This window comes from Herbaspirillum sp. WGmk3, from assembly GCF_023952535.1.
Lineage (GTDB): Bacteria > Pseudomonadota > Gammaproteobacteria > Burkholderiales > Burkholderiaceae_D > Herbaspirillum > Herbaspirillum huttiense.
Genome location: NZ_JAKYWT010000001.1, coordinates 605560 through 617986, shown reverse-complemented (window position 1 = coordinate 617986; position 12427 = coordinate 605560). Strand labels below are relative to the sequence as shown.

The window sequence follows — 12427 nt, the reverse complement described above, 5'->3', positions numbered from 1 at the left end:
AGCGCAACGAATGAATTCGTTCAAGACGTTTACGGTCATCTTCATCACGTTCTTCCTCAGTATCGGAGGTGCGAATGCGGCTTCGCCATCGCCGCCTGTTCCTGAAGAAACTCATGGCACGGCCCTCACCTTTGAGTCAGTCACACCCAAAAGGATCATGGATTTCGTGGAGCGCGCTGCCCACGAGAAGGTCTCGGTCACGGGACGCCTGACCTTCCCCGAAGCAGCCACTTCTCCCGTGCCTGCAGTCGTCATCCTGCACGGAAGCAGCGGCGTCAATCCAGGCGAGAAAGTCTGGGCGCAACGCCTGAACGCAATGGGTTATGCCAGTTTCGTGGTGGACAGTTTTACGGGGCGAGGCGTTTCCAATACCGAGGCGGACCAGACGCAGCTGTCGATGAGTGCGGGGATCGCCGATGCCTATTTTGCGCTGCGCCTGCTGGCGGCTGACCCGCGTATCGACAGGAAAAAAATCAGCGTGATGGGATTCTCGCGCGGCGGTATCGCTGCATTGTATTCGGCTCTCGATCCGTTTCGCCGCGCCGTGATTGATGACGATCTACACTTTGCGGCCCATATCGCCTTTTATCCCGGATGCGGCATCCATTACGCTTCAGCGCATCTGGATGGTGCGCCCATCCTGATGCTCCTGGGTGGCAAGGACAATTACACGCCGGCCGCACCGTGTGTGGAGTATGCCGATGCATTGCGAAAGCAGGGTGCCCAGGTCACGCTGAAAAACTATCCCGATGCCTATCACGGATTTGACAGGCCGACGCGGCTGCATGTGATCAAGTCCGCTACCAGCGCCCGCGACTGTCATGGCACCTACGATCTTGATTCGAACCAGTTCGTGATGCGCAAAGGTGATCAGGTCTTGTCGGGGGCGGATGCAACTGCAGAAGCGAGGCGCTGCCTGAGCTATGGCGTGATGCTTGGCGGTGATGCGCTGGCGCGGGAGCAGGCACCTTTGGATGTTGCTGCATTTCTCAAGGCTGTCATTGAGGAGGGGAAGTGATATTGCTGAGTCTGGATGATCCGAGGTGGAAGGAATTTGAAGGAGGCTATCGGTTGCCATACGATGCCTCGATTGCGCTGCGCGCTTTGCGCGATGGCACGGATGTGTGGGATGAACTCTGGAGTGAGCTGTATCACCAGGGTGACGTCGGAATTGCTTCCTATGCGGCTGTGCCGCAGTTGGTGGCGATGGCCATGAAAAATGGAAGCCCGGACTGGAATTTCTACGCCCTGATTGCCGCCATCGAAACAGAGCGTCACCGCAGGGGAAATCCTGCTGTCCCGGACTGGCTGATGGAGAGTTATCAGGAAGCCTGGTGCCGCGTTGTGCCTATTGCGACGTCTGACCTGGCAAGGGACCGTGACGAATCTCTTGTACGAATTATTCTGGGTGTTCTTGCATTGGCAAAGGGAGCGATCAAGCTGGGCGCATTGCTTTCGTATGCAGATGCCTCTGAAGTAGACGAGTGGGCAGAACGACGTCTTTACTGGTCGGAACAGTATCGCGGATAAGCTATTCGAGTTCTCATGAGCAGCTCACGCACGGTATCATTCTCGCTTTTCAAGAATCTACGAGGAGTCCTGATTTGAAAACGCGCGCGAATGTGGCCATCGCAGTCATTGCGGTGGCCATCTTGGTTGTCTTCGCTTACCGAAGCTTCACCCGTCAGCCGGCAAAGATATCGCCAACGCCAAATGCCGAAAGCTGTACGCCGGAAGCGATTCGAAAAGTCAGCGACGTTCTGGAGCGATCGATCTTGTCGTCACGCTGCGCCAAAAAAGAATAATCGGACTGAATGCGGCGTTATCAGCTGCACAGTGCGCTTGAAATAAATAAGAAAAAGGGGAACCCATGAAGCTGCGGAAGACGATATCCAGAATGTCAGCCAGAAACTGGCTCTTGTCCCTTACTGCGTCAACGTGCCTGCTGCTGGGTGACCCGGCCCAGGCCGAGCCCGCGCAGCCCTTCACCAGCGCGGCACAGGAGCAGGCTGCAGGTACCAAGGGCGTCGTGCTGATTTCAGCCAACTGGGGACGCAGCTGGGGCTGCGGCCGCAACGACTATGCACAGTTGCAGTTGTTGGGATTTGACAAGATCGAACCTGGCACCCGGCCCTTGAGCCAGCGTCCCGAGCTGGTCATTCAGGGCGCGGAATCAGGTAATGCACAGCAGATTCCCTTTTCCAATTACGCCTTCCTGGTTGATCCCGGTGAGTATGAATTCAGTCTCTATCTGATTCATGTGGCGCGTTCCATGACGCAAACAGCGCATTTCAGCGGTGACCGCAAGAGCCTGTTTCAGGACGGGCGCTCCAAGGTAGGCAGTTTCAAGGTCGGTGCCGGAGAGATCGTCTACGTGGGGCACTTCGCGCTCGACTGCGTGCAGGCCCCCATGCCTTGGCGCTTCTATCCGGAGACGCGTGCCGACTTCACGCAATATCTGGATAAAGTCAAACAGCAATATCCTGACCTTGATACGTCCAACGCCGTGTTCCGTCTCTTTGAGACCAAGTTGATCGGCAAGCCGTATGTCTTGCCATGAGTGGAAGAGCAGGTGATCGCGGAAAGATGGACGAGCGTCGATAGTGAATCGCATCGCACTGCCATTTGTCTCAAGTTTGGAGCGGAAGTAAATCGATCGTCAGCAGTCGTCGCACATCGGCAGGAAAATGAACGCCAGCGAAATCTACGAAAAAGTCACGACATCGGCGGATCGCTTCGGTGCCAGGAATCCGCAGCAACTGGCGTTTCTTCGCTCGGTCCTCGGCAAGTGCGAACAGCAGCAACTGGCCAAAGCACTGACTGATTTGTTTGCGCAGGAAAATGCTTTTGAGCGCCAGGCGCTGGGTGGCCTGTTGTTGATGGCGTTGCGGCCGGCGTATGCCGCCGATCTGCGCGGTCTCATTCTGTCGGTACTGGATCATTGGGACCGCAGTGTCGGGCAGCTTCCTCGCTATCTTGCTTTCCTGCACGGCGCTGATCGTTGCAGGGAGTGCCTCGTGGCCGTGCTGGATGCAGAGCACGATGAGGCGCGGCGACAGAAGCTGGAAACGATGTTGTGGTGGATTCGCAATCAGCATGATTGATGTCATGCTTCGCCGCCTGGATGGGCGGAAAGATATTCAGCTGCATCATGAAAAAAGTTACGGCCATTGCCTTGGCGTCCGGATTCGACTTTGCGCATGCAACAGAAATCGGACGCATAGAATTTCAACCGCATAGCGGGCTGAGCATTGTTGTGCGCGATGTGTATGGCCAATCGGCGTGTGCTGTATCCTTCGAAGCCATCCTGGGTTTCAGAGTCCTGGACGAACTCTATCTGATGGAATACTGGCCCGGTTGCTCAACCAAAAATGGGTGGCTCTTCCTTATCCAGCAAGGTGGTTGGGCGGATCAGGAACGTTCTCGTTCTGGAACCTGCCTGCATGGTCTTCACCCGGAGGTGAAAGAGTATCTGGTGACTGGTATCAACGAATGTGTTTCGGTATTCAGCCTGGAGGACCCTGCGGTGAAATCCGCTTTCGACCATGAGCAAAGATGAAAAAAGAGCCGTCTCCGACGAAATCACCAGGCTGGTGGCAGAGCTGAGGTTCATGATGGGCGTTCTTGAAAAGGTACCTGATGCGTCCGTGCTCGCCGCCCACTGTCGCGACCTGCTTTCCTTCGAACTTCAACAGGACAGGCCTGCTCGCAAGACCTATCTGAACGGCATGAAAAAGGAGCTGCTCGTCGTCGCCCGCGAGACCATGGGAGCGAAGAGCTGGGCATCATTCAAGGCCATCCTCGCTCGTGATGCTCTGTTTGGAGAAGCCTGTCTGCATAAGATCCGGAATGAGGGCGTGATCCGGGACGAGGATGAATACCGCAAAGTGCTCATCGAACTTGATCTGCTGATCAATGGTGATGAAGGAGCGAGCCTTGGCCCAGAGCAGGTGCGACTGGTGACTGACGTCAACGCCATACTTGCCCGCTCGCCGTTCTTTCAGGTTCGCGATTGATCATGCTGTGCCAGCGAGAAGCGCATTTCTGATTCAGGCAATGAATGCGCAGGCCGGGAGAAATGACCGGCGGGATATCGCGCAGTGTTTTGAGGTGCAGGGCATTAATCGGAGGCAATGGGGGCAGCTCCTTTTGAAGAAATACCCCCGCTCATATTCTCCGTGCAGAAGCAATTTTTGCGGCAGTTGCAGCTGCTCGATTGATCGCACGGGGCCGCCGTGAGCTCGCCTGCTCAAACGGATGTTCCGCCTTGGCTGGCCAGTGCCCTCCGGATACCGTCAGCATAGGAAGTCTTGGTGATCGGCCCGATCAATTGCTGAAGCGCCGAATCATCCATGATCACCGGCTGCGTCTGCAGATAGTGCATCTCCACCAGTTCGCGCATCATCGGATTGAACAATCCGATGATGCGCAGCATGGTCTTTCCCGCCACGCGCTTCTTCAGCTTGCGCCCGGTCTGCCTTTCCATTTCTTCCACCAGTGCCTGTTGCGACGTCACCCCGGCACCGGCCAGGTGCCAGATCCTGCCGAAGGCCGCAGGCGTGCTGATCAGCCTGGCCACGACCGGACCGACATCGGGCACGAAGACGAACTCGTGCGGACGATCCAGTGGCCCGATCATGTCTGCCGTGCCGCCCTGCGCCGCCGCCTTGATCGCACCGTGCAGGAAGCTGGCTTCGACGCCGGGGCCGTAGAAATCCGGCAGACGCAGCACCGCTGCGCGGATGCGTCCTGTGCTGTCGGCCTGCATCAGCAGGTCTTCCTGTGCCTTGCGCATGCGGCCCTTGAAGGTGTGCGGATTGCGCGGGTGGTCTTCCCGTAGCGGTGAGGTCTGCGGCAGACCGTAGGGATACACCGTGCCGATCAGCAGAACCTGCTTGACGCCAGCGCTGATCGCCCCGTCCAGCGTCTTGCGCATCAGTTCAGGATGCAGCTCGAACTGCGTGTAGTTTACGCCCACCAGATAGATCAGCGTGTCGATCCCCTGTGCGGCGGCTTCCACGGAAGCCGGCGAGTCGGGGTTCCAGCTGACGATCTCGGCCAGCGGGTCGGCCCCGAAGGCCTTGCGCAAACTGGCTTCATTGCGGCCGACTACGCGATAGGGCAGCCCTTGCGCGCTGATGGCAGAGGCGATGCTTTGACCGATGGCACCGGCGGCACCGAAGAGGGCAATCCTGGACATGGGGTTCTCCGGAAAGATGTTGTGAGTACGAACATGCTCAGTATGCGAAATTGCGGTATAAATGAAAATTGCATAAATTAGCCTAGCGTCTATACATAAATGAATACCCTGGCCGACATCGAACCGAACTGGGAGTGGTACCGCAGTTTTCTCAAGGTGCTGGAGACGGGATCGCTGTCAGCGGCCGGGCGCGAGATGGGGCTCACGCAACCGACGGTGGGCCGCCACATCGAACAGCTGGAGTCGGCGCTGGGGCTGAAACTGTTCGTGCGCTCCTTTGATGGCTTTTCTCCTACGGATGCGGCGCTGGAACTGAGGCCTTATGCGGCCGGTATCGCGGCGACTTCCGCCGCACTGCGCCGGGTCGCCAGCAGCCACGGCAGGGAAGTGCGCGGCACGGTCAGGCTGACCGCCAGTGAAGTCATCAGCGTGGAAGTGCTGCCCCCGATCCTTGCCGAACTCAAGCATCGGCATCCGGGGCTGTGCATTGAGCTGGTCATGTCCAACAGGGCTGATGACTTGTTGCAGCGGGAGGCGGACATTGCCGTGCGCATGTTCAAGCCGGTCCAGGATGCGCTGATCGCCAAGCGGCTGGGCAGCATCGAAGTGGGACTGCATGCGCACCAGCGTTACCTGGCGGCACATGGGGTACCGCACTCGATTGATGCCCTGGCGGGCCATGCGCTGATTGGTTTCGATCAGGAGAGCGCCTTTGTGCGCAAGGTACTGGAGCAATTCCCCTGGCTCGCGCGCGCCGGCCTGGCTTTTCGGGCTGATAGTGATCTGGCGCAACTGGCGGCGATCCGCGCGGGCTTCGGCATCGGCATCTGCCAGGTGGGGCTGGCGGCCAGGGATGACGCACTGGTGCATCTGCTGCCCAGGAAATTCTCTCTCAAGATGGAAACCTGGATTGCCATGCATGAGGACTTGCGGGCGAGCCCGCGTTGCGCCGTGACCTTTGCTGCGTTGGTGGCGGGATTGGGGACGTATATACGGGGGTGAAGCGCGGGGCGGTGTGCGCGGCCGGGTTCGCAAGCGGTTCAGTTCTGCGGTACCCAGGTATGCGTTCCCGGCAGATCGGAGTGAAAGTCCTCCAGCACCATGATTTCGACCGGCTTGGGGGTGTTGTCGCCCTGGCCCTGGATCTTCACGATGTCCTGTGGACAGGCAGAGAAGGCGACGAAGCAATCCATCTCTGCGCGCATTGTGATGAAGTCGCCCGGTTTGGTCACCGTCGGCAGTGTCTTCAGCGTGATGCCGTCGGGCTGGACACGGATGTTCATGAAAATGTTGAATGACGCCAGGTTGGGGCGCGGCGGCGTCACGCCAAGCTCGAACATGCCCTCGAACATGTTGTCGCAGCAATTGCGGTGATAGTGCTTTACGCCGAGCAGTTCATAGCGCCGGCGGTCGCAAGCGGCCATGAAGGTGTCGTGGACGCCGGGTGTGGCGTCTTCCACTACCGTCAGGATGGGGTGGCGCTGGTTGGTGACGAAACTGTCACCGACGATGGGATTCAGGCGCTGGTTCCACACGCGCGTGGTTTCCATGCACATGTATTCGGCCAGGTCGTAGGCGTTCCATGCCCAGCAGTCGACCACCTGGGTGCCATGCGTGTTGACGACACGCACGGCCTGCCCGGCCTTGAGGCGAACGGCCTTGCCGTGGCCGGCGGGGATGGTAAGGGAAGCGGAAGCAGATGTCGAAGAAGTCATGATGGGGAGGATCCTGGGTTGAAGCGTTGAAGAAATTGGCGCAAACGCGCTGACGACGGCTGATCGATGACTTGCGACGGCGGGCCCATCTCGACGATCTTGCCGCCGTCCATGAACACCACCAGGTCGGCGACTTCGCGGGCGAAGGCAACTTCGTGCGTCACGACGATCATGGTGGTCTGCGCTGCCGCCAGGCCGCGCATCACGGCCAGCACCTCGCCAACCAATTCGGGATCGAGCGCCGAGGTCGGTTCGTCGAACAGGATGACTTCCGGCTCCATGGCCAGCATGCGCGCAATACCGACGCGCTGCTGCTGCCCGCCGGACAGTGAGGCTGGCAGCGCCATATGCTTGCCCGCCAGGCCCACCTTGCGCAAGGCCTCGGCGGCAATGTCGCTGGCGGCGAGACGCGACATGCCCTTGACCGAGATCAGGCCTTCCATGACGTTCTCGATCACGTTCATGTGCGGCCACAGGTTGAAGCTCTGGAACACCATGCCGATACGGCTGCGCTGGGCGCGAATTTCTCTTCCGGGACGGGCGACCGGCTTGCCCTGGGGCCCTTCCTTCACGCCGACCCGCTCGCCGCCTATCCATACTTCGCCGGCGTCGGGCGGTTCCAGCCAGTTCAGGCAGCGCAGCAGCGTCGACTTGCCCGAGCCGGAAGGGCCAAGAATGCACACCACCTTGCCGCGCTCGATATCGAGATCGACGCCATCAAGGATGCGCTGGGAGCCGAAGGATTTGACGATGTCGCGCGCACGCAGGGCGATGTTGCCGTTCACATTCGAATGGGGTTCAGTCTGATTCATGGCAGGCTAGCGAGTTAAGGGGATGCCGTGGGCCACGGCGATACGCTGCTCCCAGCGGCGTGTCAGCGCATTCAGCAGCGCAGTGGCGGCCCAGTAAACCAGCGCCACCATGCAATAGACTTCCAGTGATGCGTAAGTCTCGGACACCACGCCTTTGGCGGCGAACATGAACTCATGTACCGAGATCACCGATAGCAATGCGGAATCCTTGAACAGGCCGATCATCAATCCGGTCATGGTTGGCAGCAGCAGGGGCAATGCCTGCGGTGCCACTATCCTGCGCACGATCGCGAGCGGCGACATGCCGATGGCGATTGCCGCTTCCACCGTGCCCTTGGGCAGGCTGTCGATGGCGGCTTGAATCACCTGCGCGATGTAAGGGGCGTAATAGATCGCCAGCGTCACTACGCCCACCACCGGAGCTGGCAGCAGCAGGCCGAAGTCAGGCAGGACGTAGAACGTCACATAAAGCAGCACCAGCAAGGGCAGCGCCAGCGTGAGCGCGATATACGCGTCGATCAGCAGGGCGAGCGGACGCGGGCCGGTGCGGCGCAAGGCCACCAGTGCGACGCCAACTACCACGGCGAGCAATGCGCTGACCGTGCTCAGCCAGAGCGTGTCGGCCAGGCCGCCGAGCAAGGTCCCTGCGTGTTCAGTCAGGATGGCGGGCTCGAAGGCCATGTCAGCTCCTTCCCGTAGCGGCGAGCGGTGCGCTGGCCAGGTGCTTGCCCAGCGCCAGCACCGGCAGCACCACGGCCAGATAGCCGATGCTCACCATCAGCATGATCTGGGAGGAGGTATAAGTGCGCGCGATCACCATCTGCCCTGCATAAGTCAGCTCCGTCACGGCAACTACCGAAGCCAGCGGCGTGGTCTTCAGGAGGATGGTGAATTCGTTGATGAGTGCCGGGATGCTGCTCTTGATCACCTGCGGCATGACAATGCGCGTGGCGATGCGCCACGGCGCCATGCCCAGTGCGGTGGCTGCGTCGATTTGCCCGCGCGTGATGATGCGCAGGTTGCCCCGCAGGATCTCGGCGGTGTAGGCAGCGCTGTTGAGCCCCAGCGTCAGCGCCGCCGCCAGCAGCGGGCGGCCTCCCAATCCCACCAGAGGGAGAGAAAAGAACACCAGGAACAGTTGCACCAGCGCCGGCGTGCCGCGCATGAAGCTGATGTAAAGCCGTGCCAGCCAGCGTACTGGTGCCAGTGGTGCCAGTTGCATGGCCAGCGCAATGTGCCCCCAGATCAGGCTGCCGATCGCGCCGAGCACGGTGAGCGCGACCGTCATCATCCAGCCGTCGATCAGCGAGGGGATGCTCTGGATCACCTGGGGACTCAGCCACATGCGAGGTCTCCTGCGTTTACAGCGCGTTCGGTTCTTCGGCCAGCGCCACTTCCAGGGCACCCGGCTGATCGTTGCCTGGTATGCCGGAGCAGCAGGCAGAGACCACGAAAACCATGTCGGCGACGACGCGGCACGCGATGAAGTCGCCCGCGCGCGTGCGATTCGGCAAGGGAATGATACGGCCGTTCTGGTCCAGGTCAACGTGCATGAACAGGTTGATCGGATCCGGCAACTTGGGCGGGTTCAGTCCCTGCTCCCGGATCACGGCCGAGACCGATTCGACGCAGCCGGTCTGGCCGGTGTAGCCGTTGGCTTGCAGCCATGCAGTGGTCGATGCCGGCATCAGAAGATCGTGCGTACCGACGCTATCCTTGCCCAGTACCATCAGCGCGCGCCGATAGTTGCTGACGATGCGCATGCCGGCCTGCAGCACATAGGAATTGCTGAACACGCGGGTGTGATGCACCGACATGAAGATGTCCGGGCTGGCGCGATCGAAGGCGAACAGCATGGCGGTTGCGCCGGCCTCCTTCGCTTCAATGCGCAGGATCTGGCCGGCCCTGACCTCGACGGCGCGGCTTTCTCCGGTTGGCACGGCAAGGCGGCTAGGCGGCAGGGGGCTACGGGAGGGAGTCTCTTTTAACAGCAGCATGATGGTCAGTCGATGGACGCGGCGGCACTGCTGTGCGGATCGGCGTCGTGGATGGAAATGGCGATGTCGGTCACGCGCAGGCCGTTGCCGGGAATGATGTCCTGCGGGCAGGACGAGACGGCACACAGCAGGTCCTCCAGCACCTCGAAGGTAATGTGGTCACCCGGCTTGCTGGTCGGATCAGTGACCTGCATGCGGCGGTCAGCCGTGACCGGGCCGTTCTGGAACAGGTTGAACGGTTCCGGCACGTCGAACTTCGACAGACCGTGCAAGGCCAGGCCTTCGTGCATGTTGTCCAGGCAATTGCGATGGCCGGCCACGTTGAAATCGACCGTGAAGCGGGTGTCGTCGCAGGCGGGCACGTTGGCGTCGTGTACGCCGACGGTGTCCGCCACCACGCGCAGCAGCGGGCGGTCCAGCGAGGAATACAGATGATCGCCGACGTTGAAGAAGATCGAGTTGAGCTTGCGGCGTGTATGCGTGGGCGACAGCTTCTCGTGCTTGTCGCGGGCCACGACGGCCACGAAGTCAGCCGCTTGCTGCCCTTCGACATCGATGATGGTGAGGAACTGGCCGGCCTTCACCTCGAAGGTCCGGCCATGACCGGCTTGCACGGTCAGGGAATGAGTGGAGTTGCACATGGGGCAGTTACTTGGCGGGAATGAAATCGGTGTCCGGCGTGGCGAAGGTCACGCCGAGGTATTGTTGCTGCAGCTTGGCCAGCTCGCCGCTTTTCTTCATCGCCATGATCTGTTCGCTGACGGCCTTGTTCAGGCGCGTGTCTTCAGGACGGGTGGCCAGCGCGATCCATTGGGAGGGGCCCAGTTCACCGGTGATCTTCATCTTGCCCGGATTCTGCTTGATGACATCGGTCAGGACCGTCACATCGTCGAAGACGAAGTCGGCGCGGCGGGTCATCAGTGCCGCGACCGTCTGGTCGACGCTATCTACGCTGAGCAGGCTGATCGGTGCCAGACCCTTGGACTTGAGCGTCTCGTTGAACTGCTTGAGGATGCCTTCCGGCGCGCTGCCGGTCTTCACCGCACCGGTCAGGCCGGCCAGCGATTCCGGCGTCGGTTTGGCCGGGATCCTGGTGAAATCGTCACGCACCAGAGCACCGTTGACGGTCTTGCCGGTGGGCACGACATAGGCGATGCGCTTGGCGCGCTCGGCGGTCACGTTCAGCGCCGAGCCTTCCATGTCGAAGGAGCGCGACAGCAGTCCGGGAATGATGCCGCTGAAGGCCATGCGCTGGTATTCGATCTTCACGCCCAGGCTCTTGGCGACGGCGGCCAGCACCGCCGGGTGGTAGCCGACGATGGCATTGGACGCATCGGTGTACTCGTAGGGGGCAAAGGTGGGATCGATGGCGACGATCATCTTGCCGCGGCTCTTGATGTCGTCGAGCGTGTCAGCATGGGCGACGGCGCTGCAGAACAGCAAGGCGGACATCAGGAAACGGGAGAAACGTTGTGCAGACATGAGCGGACTCCTTGAGGTGGCTGACGAAGGAACGAGCAAGACGAATAGTGCAATGCATGTTTCATGCCAATGGTTTTGGAAACACATGTTTCTAATTGCGGTGCCAAGGAAACAATGGATTCACGGGGCATTTTTTTGAAATGCTCGTTTCAGTGGTGCAAGGGCGGCATACAATGCTTACGTTCCATTCCAGAATGCTGCCGCACAAAACAAGTGCGTCGCACCGCATTGGAATGATTCTTGCACCATGGCATTTCCTCTTTTTCACGTATTTCCAGATCGACATGGCTATCTCCCCCCACAAGAAAGGCAAGGCGTCCGCCTCCATCGAGAGCCGTATCGCCGAGCAGTATGACCAGCTGTCGGAGATCGACCTGCGGTTGGCCGACGTCATTCTCAGCGCGCCCGGTCAGCTTGCGATGCAAACGGCCACCGAGCTGGCCGAGAGTGCACAAGTATCGAAGGCGACGGCCACTCGCTTCTTTCAGAAACTGGGCTATGCGTCTTATGACGATGCAAGGGAAAGCGCGCGCGCGGCGCTGGTGGGAGGATCACCCCTGTATCTGCTGAAACGGGGGGAGAAGCAAGCGGGCAGCGGGCTCGACGCCTCCATCGAAGCGCACCTGAACCATGAAGTCTCGAATCTGGCCAATACCTACCGTTCGCTGGATCAGCAGGTGCTGACCGAGGCGGTAAGCTGCATCGCCAATGCGCAGCGCGTTGCGATCATCGGCTATCGCCACAGCCACACGATCGCCCAAATGATCCGTCGCGAACTGGTGCAGGTCCGCAGCAACGTGCTGGTCTTGCCGGCACCCGGCGACACGCTGGCGGAATACCTGAGTGATCTGGGCGAGCGAGACATGGCTATCGTGATCGGCTTGCGCCGCCGGGTGCCGGCCATCTCGCTGGCGATGGATGCGCTTTCCGAGAGCGGCGTGAAGACCTTGTACCTATCCGACGTGATTACGGGAAAACCGGCCAGACGCGCCGACTGGGTGATCCGCTGCCACACCGATGGCATGATGCTGTTCGACAGCGTGGTGGCGGTTTCAGCGATGGTCAATCTGATCTGCTCGCTGACGGCGGAAAAGCTGCGCGAACGGGGCAATGGACACCTGCAGCGGGTCGAGGTATTGCACCAGAAGATGAAAGAGCTGGAATAGTTCACGCTCCTTGATAAATGAATGTACGCTTCCGGTCAGAAACTGACCTTCCATC

The 12427-nt window shown here is 60.1% G+C and carries 17 protein-coding genes; 9 read left to right on the top strand and 8 right to left on the bottom strand.

The window, feature by feature from the left end:
* The first annotated feature begins 10 nt into the window (after positions 1 to 10).
* The 7 genes from MKD49_RS02600 (at position 11) to MKD49_RS02570 (ending at position 4016) form a co-directional block, all read left to right on the top strand.
* Positions 11 to 1018: a dienelactone hydrolase family protein gene (locus MKD49_RS02600; protein WP_252695370.1), complete on the top strand. Its 1008-nt coding sequence runs from the start codon at positions 11 to 13 to the stop codon at positions 1016 to 1018.
* A gap of 2 nt (positions 1019 to 1020) precedes the next feature.
* Positions 1021 to 1530, top strand: a complete 510-nt coding sequence (locus MKD49_RS02595; RefSeq protein WP_252695369.1) for a hypothetical protein — start codon at positions 1021 to 1023, stop codon at positions 1528 to 1530.
* A gap of 74 nt (positions 1531 to 1604) precedes the next feature.
* On the top strand, positions 1605 to 1805 hold the full coding sequence (gene trbK / locus MKD49_RS02590; RefSeq protein ID WP_252695368.1) for an entry exclusion lipoprotein TrbK: 201 nt from the start codon (positions 1605 to 1607) through the stop codon (positions 1803 to 1805).
* Between the two features lie 65 nt (positions 1806 to 1870).
* Complete coding sequence (locus MKD49_RS02585; protein ID WP_252695367.1) at positions 1871 to 2560, top strand: hypothetical protein; 690 nt, start codon at positions 1871 to 1873, stop codon at positions 2558 to 2560.
* 127 nt (positions 2561 to 2687) lie between these two features.
* On the top strand, positions 2688 to 3104 hold the full coding sequence (locus MKD49_RS02580; protein ID WP_209534482.1) for a hypothetical protein: 417 nt from the start codon (positions 2688 to 2690) through the stop codon (positions 3102 to 3104).
* Positions 3104 to 3559 carry a hypothetical protein gene (locus tag MKD49_RS02575; RefSeq protein ID WP_252695366.1) on the top strand — a complete coding sequence of 152 codons (456 nt, stop codon included), beginning with the start codon at positions 3104 to 3106 and terminating at the stop codon, positions 3557 to 3559. The genes MKD49_RS02580 and MKD49_RS02575 overlap by 1 nt, the downstream gene beginning before the upstream one ends.
* Positions 3546 to 4016, top strand: a complete 471-nt coding sequence (locus tag MKD49_RS02570) for a hypothetical protein (RefSeq protein WP_252695365.1) — start codon at positions 3546 to 3548, stop codon at positions 4014 to 4016. The genes MKD49_RS02575 and MKD49_RS02570 overlap by 14 nt, the downstream gene beginning before the upstream one ends.
* 233 nt (positions 4017 to 4249) lie before the next feature.
* On the opposite strand, the gene MKD49_RS02565 is transcribed toward MKD49_RS02570, so the two are convergent.
* Positions 4250 to 5200 (bottom strand): NAD-dependent epimerase/dehydratase family protein, encoded by a 951-nt coding sequence (locus MKD49_RS02565; protein ID WP_252695364.1) that lies wholly within the window; start codon positions 5198 to 5200, stop codon positions 4250 to 4252.
* A gap of 108 nt (positions 5201 to 5308) precedes the next feature.
* Here MKD49_RS02565 and MKD49_RS02560 point away from each other — a divergent pair, with 108 nt between their 5' ends.
* Positions 5309 to 6202, top strand: coding sequence for a LysR family transcriptional regulator (locus tag MKD49_RS02560; protein ID WP_252695756.1), 894 nt, complete (start codon positions 5309 to 5311; stop codon positions 6200 to 6202).
* Positions 6203 to 6240: 38 nt separating this feature from the next.
* Here the strand turns inward: MKD49_RS02560 and MKD49_RS02555 are convergent, their stop codons facing one another.
* From MKD49_RS02555 to MKD49_RS02525, 7 genes are all read right to left on the bottom strand, one after another.
* Positions 6241 to 6915 carry an urea carboxylase-associated family protein gene (locus tag MKD49_RS02555; RefSeq protein ID WP_134137408.1) on the bottom strand — a complete coding sequence of 225 codons (675 nt, stop codon included), beginning with the start codon at positions 6913 to 6915 and terminating at the stop codon, positions 6241 to 6243.
* Entirely contained in the window at positions 6912 to 7727 is an 816-nt protein-coding gene (locus MKD49_RS02550; protein ID WP_252695363.1) for an amino acid ABC transporter ATP-binding protein, read from the bottom strand. Before MKD49_RS02550 ends, MKD49_RS02555 begins: the two co-directional genes overlap by 4 nt.
* A 6-nt stretch (positions 7728 to 7733) precedes the next feature.
* On the bottom strand, positions 7734 to 8408 hold the full coding sequence (locus MKD49_RS02545) for an amino acid ABC transporter permease (RefSeq protein WP_252695362.1): 675 nt from the start codon (positions 8406 to 8408) through the stop codon (positions 7734 to 7736).
* A 1-nt stretch (position 8409) separates the two neighbouring features.
* The gene (locus MKD49_RS02540) at positions 8410 to 9072 is read right to left on the bottom strand and encodes an amino acid ABC transporter permease (protein WP_252695361.1); all 663 of its coding nucleotides are present in this window, start codon (positions 9070 to 9072) and stop codon (positions 8410 to 8412) included.
* A 16-nt stretch (positions 9073 to 9088) separates the two neighbouring features.
* On the bottom strand, positions 9089 to 9667 hold the full coding sequence (locus MKD49_RS02535; RefSeq protein WP_252695360.1) for a DUF1989 domain-containing protein: 579 nt from the start codon (positions 9665 to 9667) through the stop codon (positions 9089 to 9091).
* A gap of 62 nt (positions 9668 to 9729) precedes the next feature.
* On the bottom strand, positions 9730 to 10365 hold the full coding sequence (locus MKD49_RS02530) for a DUF1989 domain-containing protein (RefSeq protein WP_252695359.1): 636 nt from the start codon (positions 10363 to 10365) through the stop codon (positions 9730 to 9732).
* 7 nt (positions 10366 to 10372) lie between these two features.
* The gene (locus MKD49_RS02525; RefSeq protein WP_252695358.1) at positions 10373 to 11206 is read right to left on the bottom strand and encodes a transporter substrate-binding domain-containing protein; all 834 of its coding nucleotides are present in this window, start codon (positions 11204 to 11206) and stop codon (positions 10373 to 10375) included.
* A 194-nt stretch (positions 11207 to 11400) separates the two neighbouring features.
* On the opposite strand from MKD49_RS02525, the gene MKD49_RS02520 reads away from it, so the two are divergent.
* On the top strand, positions 11401 to 12372 hold the full coding sequence (locus MKD49_RS02520; RefSeq protein ID WP_252695357.1) for a MurR/RpiR family transcriptional regulator: 972 nt from the start codon (positions 11401 to 11403) through the stop codon (positions 12370 to 12372).
* Positions 12373 to 12427: the final 55 nt, after the last annotated feature.

Bases quoted from the DNA above. Each gene is read 5' to 3' on its own strand.
- MKD49_RS02575 (WP_252695366.1), top strand. From the start codon at position 3,104: ATGTCATGCTTCGCCGCCTGGATGGGCGGAAAGATATTCAGCTGCATC.
- MKD49_RS02545 (WP_252695362.1), bottom strand. From the start codon at position 8,408: ATGGCCTTCGAGCCCGCCATCCTGACTGAACACGCAGGGACCTTGCTC.
- MKD49_RS02555 (WP_134137408.1), bottom strand. From the start codon at position 6,915: ATGACTTCTTCGACATCTGCTTCCGCTTCCCTTACCATCCCCGCCGGC.
- MKD49_RS02540 (WP_252695361.1), bottom strand. From the start codon at position 9,072: ATGTGGCTGAGTCCCCAGGTGATCCAGAGCATCCCCTCGCTGATCGAC.
- MKD49_RS02570 (WP_252695365.1), top strand. From the start codon at position 3,546: ATGAGCAAAGATGAAAAAAGAGCCGTCTCCGACGAAATCACCAGGCTG.
- MKD49_RS02520 (WP_252695357.1), top strand. From the start codon at position 11,401: ATGCTGCCGCACAAAACAAGTGCGTCGCACCGCATTGGAATGATTCTT.
- MKD49_RS02580 (WP_209534482.1), top strand. From the start codon at position 2,688: ATGAACGCCAGCGAAATCTACGAAAAAGTCACGACATCGGCGGATCGC.
- MKD49_RS02525 (WP_252695358.1), bottom strand. From the start codon at position 11,206: ATGTCTGCACAACGTTTCTCCCGTTTCCTGATGTCCGCCTTGCTGTTC.
- MKD49_RS02585 (WP_252695367.1), top strand. From the start codon at position 1,871: ATGAAGCTGCGGAAGACGATATCCAGAATGTCAGCCAGAAACTGGCTC.
- MKD49_RS02565 (WP_252695364.1), bottom strand. From the start codon at position 5,200: ATGTCCAGGATTGCCCTCTTCGGTGCCGCCGGTGCCATCGGTCAAAGC.
- MKD49_RS02550 (WP_252695363.1), bottom strand. From the start codon at position 7,727: ATGAATCAGACTGAACCCCATTCGAATGTGAACGGCAACATCGCCCTG.
- MKD49_RS02530 (WP_252695359.1), bottom strand. From the start codon at position 10,365: ATGTGCAACTCCACTCATTCCCTGACCGTGCAAGCCGGTCATGGCCGG.
- MKD49_RS02600 (WP_252695370.1), top strand. From the start codon at position 11: ATGAATTCGTTCAAGACGTTTACGGTCATCTTCATCACGTTCTTCCTC.